Raw genomic sequence first — 16,501 nt, forward strand, 5'->3', positions numbered from 1 at the left:
GTGCGAAGGTGGCGAAAATCAGGCAGCGGGAGTCTTTTCGGGCCCAGCTGGACAAGCAGCCGAACGAAGTCGCGTCGATGTTCGATGGCGTGGCCAAGCGGTACGACATCACCAATACGGTGATGACCGGCGGCATCGACCGGTACTGGCGGATGGCGACCCGGAAAGCCCTGGCGCTGCGCCCCGGCGAGCGGGTGCTGGATCTGGCCGCCGGAACCGGTGTCTCGACGGTGGAGCTGGCCAAATCCGGGGCCTGGTGCCTGGCTGCCGACTTCTCCCAGGGCATGCTCGCGGCCGGACGCTGGCGCAATGTGCCCATGGTCGCCGGTGACGCCATGGCCCTGCCCTTCGCCGACGACTCCTTCGACGCCGTCACCATCTCCTACGGGCTGCGCAATGTGTCCGACCCGGACCTGGCGCTGCGCGAGATGCTGCGGGTGACCAAGCCCGGCGGGCGGCTCGTGGTGGCCGAGTTCTCCACCCCCACCCTGCCGCCGTTCCGGACCGCCTACATGGAGTACCTGATGAAGGCGCTGCCGCGGGTGGCCAGCGCGGTCAGCTCCAACCCGGACGCCTACGTGTACCTGGCCGAGTCCATCCGGGCCTGGCCCAACCAGCCGCAGCTGGCCCTGCGGATCGCGGACGCGGGCTGGTCGGCGGTGAAGTGGCGCAATCTCACCGGCGGCATCGTGGCGCTGCACCGCGGCTACAAGCTGGGCTGATACCCGCCGCCGGCCTGTGGCATTGCTCACGGTAGCGGCCCGACCTGCACCTCACAGCCGCGAAAAACGGCTGTGAGGTGGATTGTCATCTGCCGATAACGTTCGGTAAATCCCCCGCAACTCGGGGTGGCTTAACTCGGAACCATGCCCGAACAGCCGACGCCCCCGACGAGCACCCGGACCGCGTGCTCGTACTGCGGGGTGGGCTGCGGCATCACCGTCGAAACCAAGTCCGGCCCGCTCGGACTGCCGGTGATCGCCAAGGTCAAGGGCGACAAGGACCACCCCGTCAATGCCGGGCGGCTGTGCACCAAGGGCAATACCCACGCCGAGCTGATGGCCGCGCCCGGCCGCATGGAGACCGCCTACCGCCGCCCCGAACGCGGCCAGCCGCCCGTGCCCATGCCGGTCGACGAGGCCGTTCACGAAGCCGCCCAACGGCTTCGCGTGATCCTCGACACGCACGGTCCGGACGCCGTCGCGCTGTACGTGTCCGGTCAGCTGTCGATCGAGGCCCAGTACCTGGCCACCAAACTCGCCAAGGGCCACCTGCGCACCGTGCACATGGAAGCCAATTCGCGGCTGTGCATGGCGAGTGCGGCCAGCGGCTACAAGCTGTCGCTGGGCGCGGACGGGCCGCCGGGCTCCTACGACGACCTCGACCACGCCGACCTGTTCTTCGTGATCGGCGCCAATATGGCCGACTGCCACCCGATCCTGTTCCTGCGCATGGCCGATCGACTCAAGGCGGGCGCGAAGCTCATCGTGGTGGACCCGCGGCGCACCGACACCGCCGCGCGCGCCGACCTGTTCCTGCAGATCAAGCCGGGCACCGATCTGGCGCTGCTGAACGGGCTGCTGCACCTGCTGGTCGAGAACGGCGACATCGACGCCGACTTCATCGCCGAGCACACCGAGGGCTGGGAGGACCTGCCCGAATTCCTCTACGCCTACACCCCGGACCTGGTCGCCCAGGTCACCGGACTCGCCGAGGCCGACATCCGCACCGCCGCCGAGTGGATCGGCGCGGCCGGCGAATGGATGTCGCTGTGGACCATGGGGATCAACCAGTCCACGCACGGCACCTGGGCCACCAACGCCATCATCAACCTGCACCTGGCCACCGGCGCCATCTGCCGCACCGGCAGCGGGCCGTTCTCCCTCACCGGGCAGCCCAACGCCATGGGCGGACGCGAAATGGGTTACATGGGACCGGGGCTGCCCGGCCAGCGCAGTGTGCTCGCCGACGCCGACCGGGCCTTCGTGGAAGCCGAATGGGGGCTGGAACCCGGCACCATTCGCGCCGAGCCCGGCCCCGGGTCGATCGAGATGTTCCGCGGTCTGGCCGACGGGCGGATCAAGGCCTGCTGGATCATGTGCAGCAATCCGGTCGCCTCCATGGCCAACCGGCGCACCGTGATCGCCGGGCTGGAAGCCGCCGACCTGGTGATCGCCCAGGACGTGTACACCGACACCGCCACCAACGCCTACGCCGACCTGCTGCTGCCCGCCACCCTGTGGGCGGAGGCCGATGGGGTGCAGGTGAATTCGGAACGCAACCTGACCCTGCTGCAGCGCTCGGTCGAGCCGATCGGCGACGCCCGGCCGGACTGGCAGCTCATCGCGCAGATGGCGACGGCGCTCGGCTTCCCCGGCTTCGACTACGCCTCCAGCGCCGAGATCTTCGACGAGATCCGCCGCTTCGCCAACCCGGCCACCGGATACGACCTGCGCGGCATCGACTACGACCTGCTGCGCGCCGGGCCCGCGCAGTGGCCGTGCCCCGATCCGGCTCGGCGGCGCAACCCGATTCGCTATGTGAACGACGGCGTCAGCCAGACCCGCTTCACCGACGCGGAGGGGAACACGCCGCGCCTGGCCTTCGCCACCGCGAGCCGCAAGGCCGTGTTCTGGCCGCGCCCGCACCTGCTGCCCGCCGAGATGCCGAACGAGGACCACCCGTTCGTCCTCAATACCGGCCGCCTGCAACACCAGTGGCACACCATGACCAAGACCGGGAAGGTGGCGAAACTGAACAAGCTCAACGGCAAGCCGTTCCTGGAACTGCATCCCGACGACGCCGCCCGCCTCGAGGTCCGCGACGGCGACCAGCTCGAGATCGCCTCCCGCCGCGGCCGCGCCGTACTGCCCGCCCTGCTCAGCGACCGCGTCCTGCCCGGCAGCTGCTTCGCGCCCTTCCACTGGAACGACGAACAGGGCGAATACCTGACCATCAATGCCGTCACCAATGACGCGGTGGACCCGATCTCGCTGCAACCGGAGTTCAAGGCCTGCGCGGTGCGCCTGCGCAAGGTCGCGGCGCTGAGCACGGCGACGACCGGCGACCCCGAGACGGAAACGGATGCCGCCGAACGGGTTCCGTCCGCACCCGAGAGCGGCGGCGCACCCGTGCCCGCGTCCGGCGGCGTGGCCCTCGGCGGCCCGCATCCGCTGGCGGTCATGCTCGGACTGGAGACCGCCACCGCGCCCACGCTCAGCGAGGTCGAGCGCATCTACCTGGGCGGGTATCTCGCGGCGCTGCAGAGCCTGCCGGTCAGCGGGGTGCCGGTGCTGCCGGCGACCGCGCCGATCTCCGAACGCAGCCGGGCATGGATCGACGGCCTGCTGGGCGGGATGTACTCCCGTGGCGCGCAGCCGCTCCCGGCCGGGTTCGCGGCGGATTCGATCGGCTTCGCGGCGGACGTGAGCACGGATTTCACCGGCCGGTCCGAGCGCGGCGAGAGCGCGGAGGCTCCGGCGCGGACCGTCACGATCCTGTGGGCCTCGCAGACCGGGACCGCGGAGGATCTGGCCGCGGCCCTGACGACTCATCTCGTGGAGTCGGGCTTCGCGCCGCGGCTCCTGGACATGGACTCGGCCGAATTGTCCGATCTCACCGGCGATGTGCTGGTCATCAGCAGCACCTTCGGCGACGGCGGGCCGCCGGACAATGGCGCGGACTTCTGGGAACGATTGAACGACAGCGCGATCCGGCTGACCAGGATGCGCTTCGCGGTGTTCGCACTCGGCGACTCCTCCTACGACGACTTCTGCGGCCACGGCCGGAAGCTGGACGAGCTGCTCGCCAAGCGCGGCGCGACCCGCTTGCTGCCCCGCGTGGACAGCGAACCCGACCACGAGGACGCGTCCGCGGCCTGGTTCGACGCCGTGACCGGGGTGCTCGCGAACGCGGCGGGCGACACGGCCATCGATGCCGGGAACCGAGGCGGGTCCGGGGCGGGACCGCGGGGCGGAAATTCCACGCCGCCCTTCGGCGCTCCGGGCGGCCGGGGTTCCGGCGGGACGTACGTTGGCGACACGCCCACCTGGAACGCCGCCGGTAGCTACGACGTGCGTGGCGGTGTGGGCGCCTCGAGTCCGCTCGGACGCGGTGCCGGCGGGCCCGGAAGCGCCCGGGGCGCAACGGCTGTCGCTCCGGGTCGGGCACGCGCCGCGGCGCCTTTCACCCGGAATTCTCCGGTGCTCTCGAAACTGGTTCGCAATGAATTGCTTTCCCGCGAAAGCTCCGGGAAAGAGGTGCGGCAGTTCGGATTCGATCTGAGCGATCCGGAGACCACCTACGAGGTCGGGGATTCGCTGGGCATTCGGCCCGCGAATTGCGAGTCGCTGGTGCGGGAATGGCTGGCGGCAACCGGTCTCGAGGGGCACCGGCTGATCGAGATCGACAATGGCGAGGTTCCGCTGGCCGAGGCGCTGCGCACGCATTACGACATCACGCGGGTGAGCGCGGATCTGTTGTCGTTCGTGGCCGAGCACAATGCCAATCCGCGGCTGGCCAAGCTCTTGCGGCGCGACAATCGCAATGAGCTGGACGGATATCTGTGGGATCGGCAGGCGGTGGACGTACTGCGCGATTTCCCGGTGCGGGCCGATCTGGTGGAGTGGCTGGGCACGCTGAAGAAGCTGCAGCCGCGCCAGTATTCGATCTCGTCGAGTCCGCTGGTGAGCCCGGACGAGGTGCAGCTGACGGTCGGCGTGGTGCGCTACGGCGATCCGGCGGCGATCGGGTCGGCGGCCCGGCGCGGCGGCGTGAGCTCGACCTTCCTGGCCGATCGCGCGGACGCCGAGGTGCCGATCTTCCTGCAGCGGGCCCCGCACTTCCGGCCGCCGCTGGACCCGACCGCGCCGATGATCATGGTGGGCCCGGGCACCGGCATCGCGCCGTTCCGCGGCTTCCTGCAGGAGCGCCGGGCGCTGGGGTGCACGGGCCGCAACTGGCTGTTCTTCGGCGATCAGCACGCGAAGGACAATTTCTATTACCGGGCCGAGCTGGAGGACATGTTCCGCTCCGGTTTCCTGACCCGGCTGGATCTGGCGTTCTCGCGCGATCAGCGGGAGCGGATCTACGTGCAGCACCGCATGATCGAGCACGGCGCGGAGTTGTGGGCGTGGCTGCGCGAGGGCGGGCATTTCTACGTGTGCGGTGACGCGGCGCGAATGGCGAAGGATGTGGACGACACCCTGCTGAAGATCGCGCGCATTCACGGCAAGCTGAGCGAGGACGGCGCGCTGGCGTTCAAGAAGCAGCTGGTGGCGGAGAAGCGGTACGTGCGCGACGTGTACTGACTGGTTCGATTCCGGCACCCCGAATGTGAAACTGTGGTATTTGTAACTCGCCCGTCCAGTCTCACAGGCGGGCGAGCCGTCCCTCGCGACGGCTGCCAGCAGCACGAAGGGCCGGGAGCGTGAACGGTCGGATCAGTCGAATCACCGGACGAATCGCGGTGGCGGCCCTCGCGGCCGCCGCGACCCTGAGCCTGGGCGGCGTGCCCGCCGGCGCGGAACCCACCACCCCCGCCGCCCCGGTCGCCCCCGGCGTCAGCGTCCCCGACTTCAAGACCGAGGACGGCTCCTACATCAAGAGCGTCGCGGCCACCGACAGCCGCCACGTCGTCTTCACCGTCTACTCCGCGGCCATGAACCAGACCTTCCCGGTCGACGTGCAGCGCCCCGAGAACATCGACGACGCCCGCCCCACCCTGTACCTGCTCAATGGCGCGGGCGGCGGCGTGGACGCCGCCACCTGGCAATTGCGCACCGACGCACTGGATTTCCTGGCCGACAAGAACATCAATGTCGTGCAGATCATCGGCGGCGCGTTCACCTGGTACACCGACTGGGCGCAGGCCGACAAGTCGCTCGGCGTCAACAAGTGGTCCACCTACCTCGGCAAGGAACTGCCGCCGCTGATGGACGCGGCGCTGGGCAGTAATGGCAACAACGCCATCGCCGGGATCTCCATGGCCGGTCTGCCCGTGCTGAACTCGGTCATCTTCAACCCCGGCCTGTTCAAGAGCGCCGCCGTGTACAGCGGCTTCTTCCAGACCATGACGCCGATGGGCCGCGAGGCCATCAAGATGGTCACCGAGATGTACGGCGGCGGCAAGGTCGAGAACATGTGGGGCCCCGAGGGCAGCGCCCAGTGGGCGGCCAACGACCCCACCCTCAATGCCGAGAAACTGCGCGGCACCAACCTTTTCATCTCCACCGGCAACGGCATCCCGGGCGCGTTCGACATGCCCGGGGCGCGCGGCCGCATGGAGAAGCCCGAGGACACCGCCAAGACCGTCGCGCTGGGCTCGCTCATCGAGGCCAATTGCGAACTGTCCACGGTGATCCTGCAGAAGCGCCTGGAATCCATGCGCATTCCCGCGACCTTCGAATTCCGCAGCAGCGGCACCCACATCTGGGGCTACTGGCAGGACGACCTGAAGGCGTCGTGGCCGGTGCTCGCGCAGGGTCTGTTCCCGCCCGCGTAACCGCCTACACGACAGGCGGATTGACGCGCGCGAAGTCCCCCAGCCGGTAGTACGGGTAGTAGGGGTAGGGCGGCGTCACCGCGCTCGCCTTGTCCAGCCGGGCGATCTGCTCGGCGTCGAGGCTCCAGCCCACCGCGCCCAGGTTCTGGCGCAACTGCTCCTCGTCGCGCGCGCCGACGATGACGGTGGCCACGGTCGGGCGGCGCAACAGCCAGTTCAGGGCGATCTGCGGGACGGTGCGGCCGGTTTCGGCGGCGATCTCGTCGAGCACGTCGACCACGTCGTAGAGCAGCTCGTCGTCGACGGGCGGCCCGGCCTCGGCGGTCTTGTGCAGGCGGCTGCCGGGCGGAAGCGGTTGGCCGCGACGGATCTTCCCGGTGAGCCGCCCCCAGCCGAGCGGGCTCCAGACCACCGCGCCGACACCCTGGTCCAGGCCCAGCGGCATGAGCTCCCATTCGTAGTCGCGCCCGGCGAGCGAGTAGTAGACCTGGTGCGCGACATAGCGCGGGAAGCCGTGCCGGTCCGCGGCGGCAAGGGATTTCATCAGCTGCCAGCCCGCGAAGTTGGAGGCGCCCACGTAACGGATCTTGCCGGAGCGCACCAGCGAGTCGAGGGCCGAGAGCACCTCCTCGACGGGGGTGCCAGCGTCGAAGGCGTGCAGCTGGAACAGGTCGATGTGCTCGACGCCGAGCCGGCGCAGCGACCCCTCGACCGCCGAGATCAGCCGGGTGCGACCGGATCCCGCGTCGGCCGGGCCCGGTCCGGTGGGCAGGGTGGCCTTGGTCGAGATCAGCACGCGGTCGCGGCGGCCCCGGATCGCCTCGCCCAGTACCTCTTCCGAGGCGCCGTCCGAGTAGACGTCGGCGGTGTCGAACAGGGTGACGCCCGCGTCCAGGCTGATGTCCACCAGGCGGCGGGCCTGGGCCGCGTCGGTGTCGCCCCAGGCCGAGAAGAGTTCGCCGCGGCCGCCGAAGGTGCCCGCGCCGAAACTCAGGGCCGGAACCAGCAGACCGGATGCGCCGAGCCGACGGTATTCCATGATCACCACTCCTAACGGAACCATAGTTTCATTAACACCGAGGACGCTACACTCGTCTCGCCGCAAACGGAACTGGAGACCCGTTATGAATCCGGACACAACGAGCCCCGGCTCGGTCCGCCCCGGTGGACGCACCGCGCGCGTCCGCGAATCCGTGCTGCGCGCCGCGGGCGACCTCCTGGCCGAACACGGCTACGCCACCCTCGATCTGGCCGAGGTCGCGGCCCGCGCCGAGGTCGGCAAGACCACCGTCTACCGTCGCTGGCGCAGCCCCGCCGGACTGGTCGCGGACCTGCTCGCCGATATGGCCGAAACCTCACTCCCCCACAGCGATACCGGCACCCTGCGTGGCGACCTGCTCGCCAATGCGCGGCTGGTCGGGAGGACCCTCACCGACCCCCGGCAGGGCCGCCTGTTCCGGGCCGTCATCGCCGCCGCCACCAGCGACGACACCGCCGCCGCGGCGCTGCGCGCCTTCTACGACACCCGGCTCACCGAATGGTCGCCGTGCGTCGAAGCCGCCGCCGCCCGCGGCGAGGTTCCGGCCGGAACCGACCCGCGCGCAGTGCTTTCCGCCATCTCCGCCCCGCTCTACTACCGCCTGCTGGCCAGCGGCGACCCGGTCGACGAGGCCACCGTCACCGCCGCGGCGACGGCCGCCGCCCTCGCCGCCGAACAGGGCGTATTCGTCTCCGGCACCGGGCGATCCGCGCCCTGAGTCTGCCGTCTCGGATCGTGGGCGCGACCCCTCGCCGCGCCCACGCCCCGGCTCCGAGCCCCGATCAGTCCCGGGTCCAGGCCGGATCGCGGCCGGTCAGTCCCAGGACACGGTCCAGCAGCGGCGCCTCGGCCGGAATATCGACCACCGGCCCGAAGAGTCCCGGGATGCCCTCCCGCGGGGTGTCGCGCAGCATGCCCAGCAGCACCGCGAGATCCGCGGCGGCCGGGTCGTAGGGACGCGCCGCCGCGCGGGCCAGATCCCAGCCGTGCACGATCAGTTCGTCCAGCGCGAACTCGGCCATCGTCCGAGCCGGGGCGAGGACGCCGCCGACCTCGGTCTCCCCCGACCATGCGGCCGGTTCGCGCCAGGCCGCCACCAGCGCCTTCAACTGCGCGGGAACGCGGTCGCGCCAGTCCTCGGGCAGGGTCCCGACACCGGGCTCGGGCGGCTGCGAGCGGCCGATCATCTCCTTGGTGGCGCCCTGCCGGAAGCCCTCGGTGAAGCCGAGGACGTGGACCAGCATGTCGCGCACGCTGATCCCGGACGGCGTGCGGCGCTCGAGGTCGGCGTCGGAGACGGCGGCGACCACCGCCTCCAGCCCACCCGCGGCGGCTTCCAGATCGAATTCCGGAGTGGTCATGGTTCCTCCCGGAGGCATGCCGAACCGCCGGTGCGGCCCGGTCGGTCATAAGGACGGCGCGGGGCCGCGGAATTCATCGCCGGCCGCGCGAATGTGCTTGCACCGCCGCGTCGCAACCGGTTCGTTAGGTGCGATCAGCGGCGAAAAGCGCTGGTGGGGAGGAGAATTGATAGATGAAGGGTGATCGTGTGGAGATCGTCGTCGACACCGGCGACGGGTCTCGGAACTACGAAATCGTGGCCACCAGAGCGGGCCGCCGCATCGAAACCCGCATCGCGCGCGGGATTGTCGAAGTCAGTGAGGTGACCAGAACCGGGGGGCCGGTACGTACTGCCCGCTTCATGGCCGGGCGGGTGCTCGCCCTCGTGGAGCATCCCGCCGACGACGGCCCGCAGCCCGGCGAGTGACGCCCGGCGGCGGTTGCCGAACGCCGTGAGCAGGGGCATTCTCGAAGGTGGCCGCCTGCACGACCCCACCGGCAGAGAGGAGCCAGCGATGATCGATCGAATCGACGCGGTGCCCGAGGCCGACTACGTCGAACAGCACATCCCCGCCTTCCCGGCGGACGAGCCCTACCCCGATACCGACGCCTACCCGGACCGCGACGTCCTCGCCGACCGGGTCCTCCAATCCGACTCCGAGATCACCCCGCTGCCCGCCGACGACAACGGCTGGACCGCGTCCGAAGGCGACCTCGTCGAGCAGGCGATCCCCGTCCCCATGGGTGACGACTGGGACCTGCCCGGCTAGTTCGACACTCCCGCGCGCACGGTGGCGTGCAGTTCCCGCAGGCTCGACCGCTCGGTCGCGACCTCGAGCACGCGGATGCCGTGCGCGCGCCCGGTCAGCTCGTCGGCCAGCTGGGACGGGTCGACCTGGCGGTGCGGAATCCGGTAGGCGGCGCACAACGCCGCCAGATCCATGCCGTGCGGGGTGCCGAAGACCCGCTCGAACACGCCCGCGTACTGCGGGTCGCCCTGTTCGAGCAGTTCGAAGATGCCACCGCCGTCGTCATTGGCGACCACGATGGTGAGATCCTCCGGCCGCGGCTCGCCCGGGCCGATGAGCAGGCCGGACGCGTCGTGCAGGAAGGTCAGGTCGCCCATCAGCGCGATGGTGCGGCCGGGATGGGTGAGTGCCGCGCCGACCGCCGCCGAGACGGTGCCGTCGATGCCGGCCACGCCGCGATTGGACAGCACCCGGATGCCGGGGCGCGGGTGCGCGACCAGGGCCGCGTCGCGCACCGGATTGGACGCGCCGAGCAGCAGCTGGTCGCCGTCGTGCAGGGCGCCGAGCACCACCGCCGCGACGTGCAGACCGGTCGGCTTCGGGTGCCCGGCCAGCTCGGCCCGCACCACCGACACGGCCTTCTCGTTCAGATCCCGGCACAGCTCCAGCCATTCCGGCCGGGGCGCGCCGTGCGTCACCGCGCGGGTGCCGGTGCCCACCACATTGCCGGAGACATCGGGCCAGCGCGGGCCCGTGGTCAGCGCGAACACCGTGACCTCCGGATCGGCGAGGACCTTGGACACCTGCCGGTGCAGGGTCGGCCGCCCGGTGATGATGGCCTGCTTCGGCCGCAGCAGCGGCAGGGCCAGCGGGTGCAGGGCGGGGCCGTGCATGGGCGCGGTCGGCTCGGCCACGGTCGGCAGCGCCGCGAGTTCGGGACGATGGCCCGCGCCGTGACCGGAGATGACCACGGTGTCCTGGGTCAGGTCGATGTCGAGCGGCACGTCCAGGGTCGCGTATTGGGTTGCGGTCCAGGGCTGTTCGCCCGCCCGGCCGGCGGGCAGCGAGTCGCCGGCGGCCAGATCCGGGACCAGCGGTTCGCGCAGCGGGATGTCGAAGTGCACGGGTCCGGCATTGCCGGAGCGGGTGCCGCGGGCGGCGGCCAGCACCCGGCACACCGCCGAGCGCCACACGCTGTTCTGCTTCGGGTAGAGCTCGGCGCCGGGTTCGTCCTCGGCCAGGCCGAGGCTGATGGCGGCGCGCACCTGGCTACCGAACAGACCGAACTGCTCGACCGTCTGGTTCGCGCCGGTGCCGAGCATCTCGTAGGGCCGGTTGGCGCTGAGCACGATCAGCGGGACGCGAGCGTAGTTGGCCTCGAGCACGGCGGGCCCGAGATTGGCGACGGCGGTGCCGGAGGTCATGACGACGGGCACCGGGCGACCGCTCGCCACGGCCAGGCCGACGGCGAGGAATCCGGCGCTGCGCTCGTCGATGCGCATGTGCAGCCGGATCTTCCCGGCCTGGTCAGCGGCCTGTAAGGCGAAGGCCAGCGGTGCGTTTCGCGATCCCGGGCACAGGACCACGTCTCGCACTCCGCCGCGCGCGAGCTCGTCGACGACGACGTGCGCCTGTGCTGTCGATGGATTCACGCCTCCAGCCTCTCAGACAGCCCGGCCGGGCGCTGCGTCGGCCCGATCACACCTATACCGAAAAGTTAGGGTTTGCTAACCTAATCGAATGGCGAAGCGCAGCAAGCATGTCAAGCCCGAACACCGGGAAATCCTCACCGCCGAAGTACTGGCCAGCAAACGGATCAGCCCGCACTTCGTACGGGTCACCCTGGGCGGACCGGGCCTGGCGAGCTTCACCGCCATGGGCTTCGACCAGTGGTTCCGGCTCTTCATGCCCGGCCGCGACGGCGACCTGCGCCTGCCCACCTCGGCCACCAATCTCGGCTGGTACGCGCAGTACCTGATGATGGGCAAGGAACACCGGCCGCTGGCCCGCAACTACACCGTTCGCGACTACCGGGCCGCCGGATTCGGCGAATTCGGCAGTACCGCCGAGATCGACGTCGACTTCGCCATCCACGGCGACGACACCCCCGCCTCGGCGTGGGCGAACACCGTCACCCCGGGCTGCAAGGCCGGACTGCTGGACGAGGGCATCACCTTCCAGGCCCCCGATCACTGCGAGTGGACGCTGCTGGTCGGCGACGAGAGCGCGCTGCCCGGCATCGCGGGCGTGCTGCGCTCGCTGCCGCGCGAGGCGAAGGGCGCGGCCTACATCGAGATCCCGTCCGACGAGGACAAGCAGGAACTGGGCGAACCCGCGGGCGTCACCGTGAACTGGCTGGTCCGCACCGACGCGCACGGCGAGGTCGGGGTGCTGGCCGCGGAGGCCGTGCGGCAGGCCGAGATTCCCGGCGCCGGCGTCTACGCCTTCGTGGCGGGCGAGCAGAAGTTGGCCGCCGGCGTGCGGCGGCATCTCGCGCAGGAACGCGCGATCCCGAAGGCGGACATCACCTTCACCGGCTACTGGCGGGTCGGCAAGTCCCAGGGATGAATCGGTCGCGAGTGCCCCCGAACCACCTCGCGGGCATTCGCACATGACCTCGATACGGACCCCGTTCGCGGCCCCTCGTCGGGCCGCGAACCGGTCAGTTTTTAGCCAGCGTGACGCTGAACCAGCTCACCCAGACGCGGAAGCGCCTCGGCGACATGCTTCTTCGCCGACGACCGCATCGAGTTGTAGACCTTGGTCAGCGCCGGACGCGACGACGACTCGGCCCGCGCGTCGGTGACCGACAGGAGCGCGTCGGCGACCTCGTCCTGCTTGGACACCAGCAGGTCCGCGAACGAACCCGTGCCGCCGTTCTGGTACTCGGCCCAGTACGGCTCGAGCTGCTCGACGAACTTGGGCACGAAGGACTCCAGCGCGTCACCCACGATCGAGGGGCTGACCTTCTTGATCGCGGCGTAGCCGCCCTTGACGACCAGGCCCGACGCGCCGCCCTTGTCCGACACCTCCTCGTCCAGAACCTTCTCCGCATCCGCGATGAAGGCGGGACGCTTGGCGTCATCGAGCAGGGATTCAGACAGTGCTGCAACCACTTTCAGGTTCCTCCGGATAGTTTTTCGATGAACGAGCGCACGCAACTATACGCACCGGTGTCCCCGCACACACGATGCCAATGCGCTGCTACTGCCACAGCAGCAACAGCACTGTAAAGCACCCGCAATCGATTGGCAGCGTTTCACTTTCGGCGACTGTTCCCCGGTCGTTCATTTCCCCACTGGTAACAAGTGACCGCTTTGGCCTTCGGACGGTCCATCGGCTAATGATCAGCGCCCTTGCCGGATGGCCGAATTCCGCTGCCGCAATTCCGGGCGACCTGCGAAACACCGCGCCGAACTGCGGTGGGTCTTCACCACGGCGAGAGCCGGAACAGTATGTTCACTCCCGTGACCTTCAATGCGACGCTGTGGCGGCCCGTTCCGGGATTCGAGAACCTCACCGACATCACGTACCACCGGCACGTCGAGCAGGGCACGGTCCGGATCGCCTTCGATCGCCCCGAAGTCCGCAACGCCTTCCGGCCGCACACCGTCGACGAGCTCTACCGCGCCCTCGACCACGCCCGGATGACCTCCGACGTCGGCGCGGTCCTGCTCACCGGCAACGGCCCCAGCCCCAAGGACGGCGGCTGGGCCTTCTGCTCCGGCGGCGACCAGCGCATCCGCGGCCGCAGCGGCTACCAGTACGCCTCCGGCGAGACCGCCGACACCGTGGACGCCGCCCGCGCCGGACGCCTGCACATCCTCGAGGTGCAGCGGCTCATCCGCTTCATGCCCAAGGTGGTCATCGCCCTGGTCAACGGCTGGGCCGCGGGCGGCGGGCACAGCCTGCACGTGGTCTGCGACCTCACCCTCGCCTCCCGCGAGCACGCCCGGTTCAAGCAGACCGACGCCGACGTGGGCAGCTTCGACGGCGGCTACGGCAGCGCCTACCTGGCGAAGATGGTGGGACAGAAGTTCGCTCGCGAGATCTTCTTCCTGGGGCGGCCGTACACCGCCGAGGAGATGCACGCCATGGGCGCGGTCAACGCGGTCGTGGATCACGAGCAGCTGGAGGACGTCGCGCTGGAGTGGACGGCCGACATCCTGGGCAAGTCGCCGCAGGCCATCCGGATGCTGAAGTACGCGTTCAACCTTCAGGACGACGGACTGGTCGGTCAGCAGCTGTTCGCGGGCGAGGCGACGCGCCTGGCCTACATGACCGACGAGGCGGTCGAGGGCCGTGACGCGTTCCTCGAGAAGCGCGACCCGGACTGGACGCCGTACCCCTACTACTTCTGACGCTCCGGAACTCGCGGGCCCCGCGCCCCCGAACCTTCGGGTGCGGCAAACGACAAGCTGTCATGCTGCACTCATGGAGATACTGAGCAGTCGGGTCATTCTCCGGCCGAGCGATTACGAGCGAACCCTGGCCTTCTATCGGGATGCGCTGGGGCTGGCCATCGCTCGCGAGTATCCGGGCGGGACGGTCTTCTTCGCCGGGCAGGGACTGCTCGAGGTGGCCGGGCACGGGCGCGCGGGCGACGCGCCGAGCGGGTTCGCGGGGGCGATCTGGTTGCAGGTGCGTGACTGCGACGACGCCGCCGCGGAACTCGCGCTGCGCGGGATCGCCATCGACCGCGCGCCCGTGCGCGAACCCTGGGGACTGATCGAGATGTGGCTGCGCGACCCGGACGGCGTGCCGCTGGTGCTCGTGGAGATCCCGGCGGATCATCCGATCCGGCGGGACATCCGGGGCGACGACTGAGGCTCCACGGGCCTTAGCACGAAGGTAACTGTGAAACACGTCCGGGGCACCGGTTAACAGACCGTAAAGACCATGACGCAAACTGATCGGTGTGTCTGCCGAACTGCTCGTTCTGCTGATCGTTGTTTGCACAGCCTTGGCGTTCGACTTCACCAACGGATTCCATGACACCGCGAACGCGATGGCTACCTCCATCGCCACCGGGGCGTTGCGGCCGCGTACCGCCGTACTCCTGTCCGGGGCGCTGAATCTCATCGGGGCCTTCCTCAGCGTGGCCGTCGCGGCGACGGTGGCCTCGGGCATCGTCGACCTGTCGGAGGTGAGCGGGCGGGCCCTGCTCGACATCGTCTTCGCGGGTCTGGTCGGCGGCATTCTGTGGAATCTGTTCACCTGGCTGTTGGGTTTGCCGTCCAGTTCCTCGCACGCCCTGTTCGGCGGCATCATCGGCTCGACCCTGGCGGCCCTGGGCCTGCACGGCGTGATCTGGACCGCGGGCAGCAAGGGCGTCATCGCCAAGATCATCATCCCGGCGGTGCTCTCCCCCGTCGTGGCCGCGCTGGTCGCCTCGGCCGCCTCCTGGCTGGTGTACCGGATCACCCGCGGCAGCAACGAGAACACCGTGTCCCGTGGCTTCCGCTGGGGACAGATCGGCACCTCCTCGCTGGTCTCGCTCGCGCACGGCACCAATGACGCGCAGAAGACCATGGGCATCATCTTCCTGGCGCTGATCGCGCACGGTTCGGCCAAGGCCACCGATCCACTGCCGCTGTGGGTCATCGTGTCGTGCGCCGTCGCCATGGCCGCGGGCACCTGCCTGGGCGGCTGGCGCATCATCCGCACGCTGGGCAAGGGCCTGGTCGACATCGCGCCGCCGCAGGGCTTCGCCGCCGAATCCACCAGTGCGGCGATCATTCTCACCTCGGCCCACTTCGGCCTGCCGCTGTCCACCACACAGGTGGTGACCGGATCCATCCTCGGCTCCGGCATCGGACGGCCCGGCGCGGAGGTGCGCTGGAACGTGCTCGGCCGCATGGTGGTCGCCTGGGTGCTGACCTTGCCGCTGGCCGGTGTGGTCGGCGCGATCTGCTGGGCCATCCTGCACGGCATCGGCGGCACGGTCGGCGTGCTGGTGGTGTTCGGGCTGCTGATCGCCATGGCCGCGCTCATCTGGTACCGCTCCAAGCGCGCGGTGGTCAACTCGCACAACGTCACCGCCGACTGGGAGGGCGCGCCCGCTCCGGCCGCCCCCGCGGCGCCCGCGTCCGCGCAGCCCGAGCGCAATGACGACACCGTCGGAATCGGCTAGGAGACCGCGATGCACACCCTGCTCTCCAACCTCTCCGACCTGTGGCGAGTCGTGCTGGCCGCCATGCTCTTCGGGGCCGGGCTGCCCACCGTCTTCGCCGTCGGCATCCGCTGCCGCGCCCGCGTCGACGACGGCGCGACCGGGGCCACCCGCACCGCCGCGCTGGTCGCCTCCACCCTCTGCTTCGCGGTGGTCATGATCGCGGTGGTGGTCGGTGTGCTCTTCATCGCACGCGGCTTCCTCGCCACCCGACTCGGAATTCACCTGCTCGGCGCGTGACGCCGCCTCATCGAAAGGCACGCTCGTGAGTACCCCCGAACAGCCGACCCCGCCCGTCGCCGACCCGGCCCCCGCCGCGCCGCCGCGGCAGAACGTGCTGCAGAAGGTGCTGGACTGGCTCAAAGCCGGATATCCACAGGGCATCCCGCAGTCCGATTACGTGGCGTTGCTGGCCGTCCTGCACCGGCGGCTCACCGACTACGAAGTGCACCTGGTGGTGGAGCGACTGGTCCGGGACCGGGTCGCGACCCCGGATATGGATCGCGAGGACATCGAGCGCGCCGACATCGAGGCGGCCATCGCCCGAGTTGCCAAGGAGCAGCCCGGCGAGGACGATATCGCTCGGGTGGCCTCCCGGCTCGCAGCCGGTGGTTGGCCGCTGGCGACACCGACGTCCGACTGACCGCACTAGACGGAATGACACGATCGCGACTGTGAGCAATACCCTCCGAATCCTT

The 16,501-nt window shown here is 69.8% G+C and carries 16 protein-coding genes; 12 read left to right on the forward strand and 4 right to left on the reverse strand.

The window, feature by feature from the left end; all coding sequences use genetic code 11:
* Positions 1–8 precede the first annotated feature (8 nt).
* The 3 genes from ACQP06_RS32515 to ACQP06_RS32525 all read left to right on the forward strand — a co-directional run bounded on the left by ACQP06_RS32515 (position 9) and on the right by ACQP06_RS32525 (position 6,502).
* On the forward strand, positions 9–722 hold the full coding sequence (locus ACQP06_RS32515; protein ID WP_433668722.1) for a demethylmenaquinone methyltransferase: 714 nt from the start codon (positions 9–11) through the stop codon (positions 720–722).
* A gap of 144 nt (positions 723–866) precedes the next feature.
* A complete protein-coding gene (locus ACQP06_RS32520; protein ID WP_433668724.1) occupies positions 867–5,309 on the forward strand; it encodes a molybdopterin-dependent oxidoreductase in 4,443 nt (1,480 codons plus the stop codon).
* A 119-nt stretch (positions 5,310–5,428) separates the two neighbouring features.
* Positions 5,429–6,502, forward strand: a complete 1,074-nt coding sequence (locus tag ACQP06_RS32525) for an alpha/beta hydrolase (protein WP_433668725.1) — start codon at positions 5,429–5,431, stop codon at positions 6,500–6,502.
* Positions 6,503–6,506: 4 nt separating this feature from the next.
* On the opposite strand, the gene ACQP06_RS32530 is transcribed toward ACQP06_RS32525, so the two are convergent.
* The gene (locus ACQP06_RS32530; RefSeq protein ID WP_433668726.1) at positions 6,507–7,541 is read right to left on the reverse strand and encodes an aldo/keto reductase; all 1,035 of its coding nucleotides are present in this window, start codon (positions 7,539–7,541) and stop codon (positions 6,507–6,509) included.
* An 85-nt stretch (positions 7,542–7,626) separates the two neighbouring features.
* Between ACQP06_RS32530 and ACQP06_RS32535 the strand changes: the two genes are divergently transcribed.
* Positions 7,627–8,259, forward strand: coding sequence for a TetR/AcrR family transcriptional regulator (locus ACQP06_RS32535; protein WP_433668727.1), 633 nt, complete (start codon positions 7,627–7,629; stop codon positions 8,257–8,259).
* A gap of 64 nt (positions 8,260–8,323) precedes the next feature.
* Here ACQP06_RS32535 and ACQP06_RS32540 read toward each other — a convergent pair whose 3' ends face one another.
* Positions 8,324–8,902 carry a TIGR03086 family metal-binding protein gene (locus ACQP06_RS32540; protein ID WP_433668729.1) on the reverse strand — a complete coding sequence of 193 codons (579 nt, stop codon included), beginning with the start codon at positions 8,900–8,902 and terminating at the stop codon, positions 8,324–8,326.
* Between the two features lie 173 nt (positions 8,903–9,075).
* Between ACQP06_RS32540 and ACQP06_RS32545 the strand changes: the two genes are divergently transcribed.
* Positions 9,076–9,309: a hypothetical protein gene (locus tag ACQP06_RS32545; RefSeq protein WP_433668731.1), complete on the forward strand. Its 234-nt coding sequence runs from the start codon at positions 9,076–9,078 to the stop codon at positions 9,307–9,309.
* Positions 9,310–9,397: 88 nt separating this feature from the next.
* Complete coding sequence (locus ACQP06_RS32550) at positions 9,398–9,652, forward strand: hypothetical protein (RefSeq protein ID WP_433668733.1); 255 nt, start codon at positions 9,398–9,400, stop codon at positions 9,650–9,652.
* On the opposite strand, the gene menD is transcribed toward ACQP06_RS32550, so the two are convergent.
* On the reverse strand, positions 9,649–11,283 hold the full coding sequence (gene menD, locus ACQP06_RS32555; RefSeq protein ID WP_433668735.1) for a 2-succinyl-5-enolpyruvyl-6-hydroxy-3-cyclohexene-1-carboxylic-acid synthase: 1,635 nt from the start codon (positions 11,281–11,283) through the stop codon (positions 9,649–9,651). The genes ACQP06_RS32550 and menD overlap by 4 nt on opposite strands.
* A gap of 88 nt (positions 11,284–11,371) precedes the next feature.
* Between menD and ACQP06_RS32560 the strand changes: the two genes are divergently transcribed.
* Positions 11,372–12,199, forward strand: a complete 828-nt coding sequence (locus ACQP06_RS32560; protein ID WP_433668737.1) for a siderophore-interacting protein — start codon at positions 11,372–11,374, stop codon at positions 12,197–12,199.
* A 101-nt stretch (positions 12,200–12,300) separates the two neighbouring features.
* On the opposite strand, the gene ACQP06_RS32565 is transcribed toward ACQP06_RS32560, so the two are convergent.
* On the reverse strand, positions 12,301–12,747 hold the full coding sequence (locus ACQP06_RS32565; protein ID WP_379275930.1) for a DUF6918 family protein: 447 nt from the start codon (positions 12,745–12,747) through the stop codon (positions 12,301–12,303).
* 351 nt (positions 12,748–13,098) lie between these two features.
* Here ACQP06_RS32565 and ACQP06_RS32570 point away from each other — a divergent pair, with 351 nt between their 5' ends.
* The 5 genes from ACQP06_RS32570 to ACQP06_RS32590 all read left to right on the forward strand — a co-directional run bounded on the left by ACQP06_RS32570 (position 13,099) and on the right by ACQP06_RS32590 (position 16,446).
* Positions 13,099–13,992 (forward strand): 1,4-dihydroxy-2-naphthoyl-CoA synthase, encoded by an 894-nt coding sequence (locus ACQP06_RS32570; RefSeq protein ID WP_357281816.1) that lies wholly within the window; start codon positions 13,099–13,101, stop codon positions 13,990–13,992.
* 73 nt (positions 13,993–14,065) lie between these two features.
* Positions 14,066–14,458, forward strand: coding sequence for a VOC family protein (locus ACQP06_RS32575; RefSeq protein ID WP_433668740.1), 393 nt, complete (start codon positions 14,066–14,068; stop codon positions 14,456–14,458).
* A gap of 91 nt (positions 14,459–14,549) precedes the next feature.
* A complete protein-coding gene (locus ACQP06_RS32580; RefSeq protein WP_433668742.1) occupies positions 14,550–15,764 on the forward strand; it encodes an anion permease in 1,215 nt (404 codons plus the stop codon).
* 9 nt (positions 15,765–15,773) lie between these two features.
* Positions 15,774–16,043, forward strand: coding sequence for a hypothetical protein (locus ACQP06_RS32585; protein ID WP_379275923.1), 270 nt, complete (start codon positions 15,774–15,776; stop codon positions 16,041–16,043).
* Positions 16,044–16,137: 94 nt separating this feature from the next.
* The gene (locus tag ACQP06_RS32590; RefSeq protein WP_433594772.1) at positions 16,138–16,446 is read left to right on the forward strand and encodes a DUF3349 domain-containing protein; all 309 of its coding nucleotides are present in this window, start codon (positions 16,138–16,140) and stop codon (positions 16,444–16,446) included.
* Positions 16,447–16,501 lie beyond the last annotated feature (55 nt).

It is taken from the genome of Nocardia sp. CA-136227 (assembly GCF_050955695.1).
Classification (GTDB): domain Bacteria; phylum Actinomycetota; class Actinomycetes; order Mycobacteriales; family Mycobacteriaceae; genus Nocardia.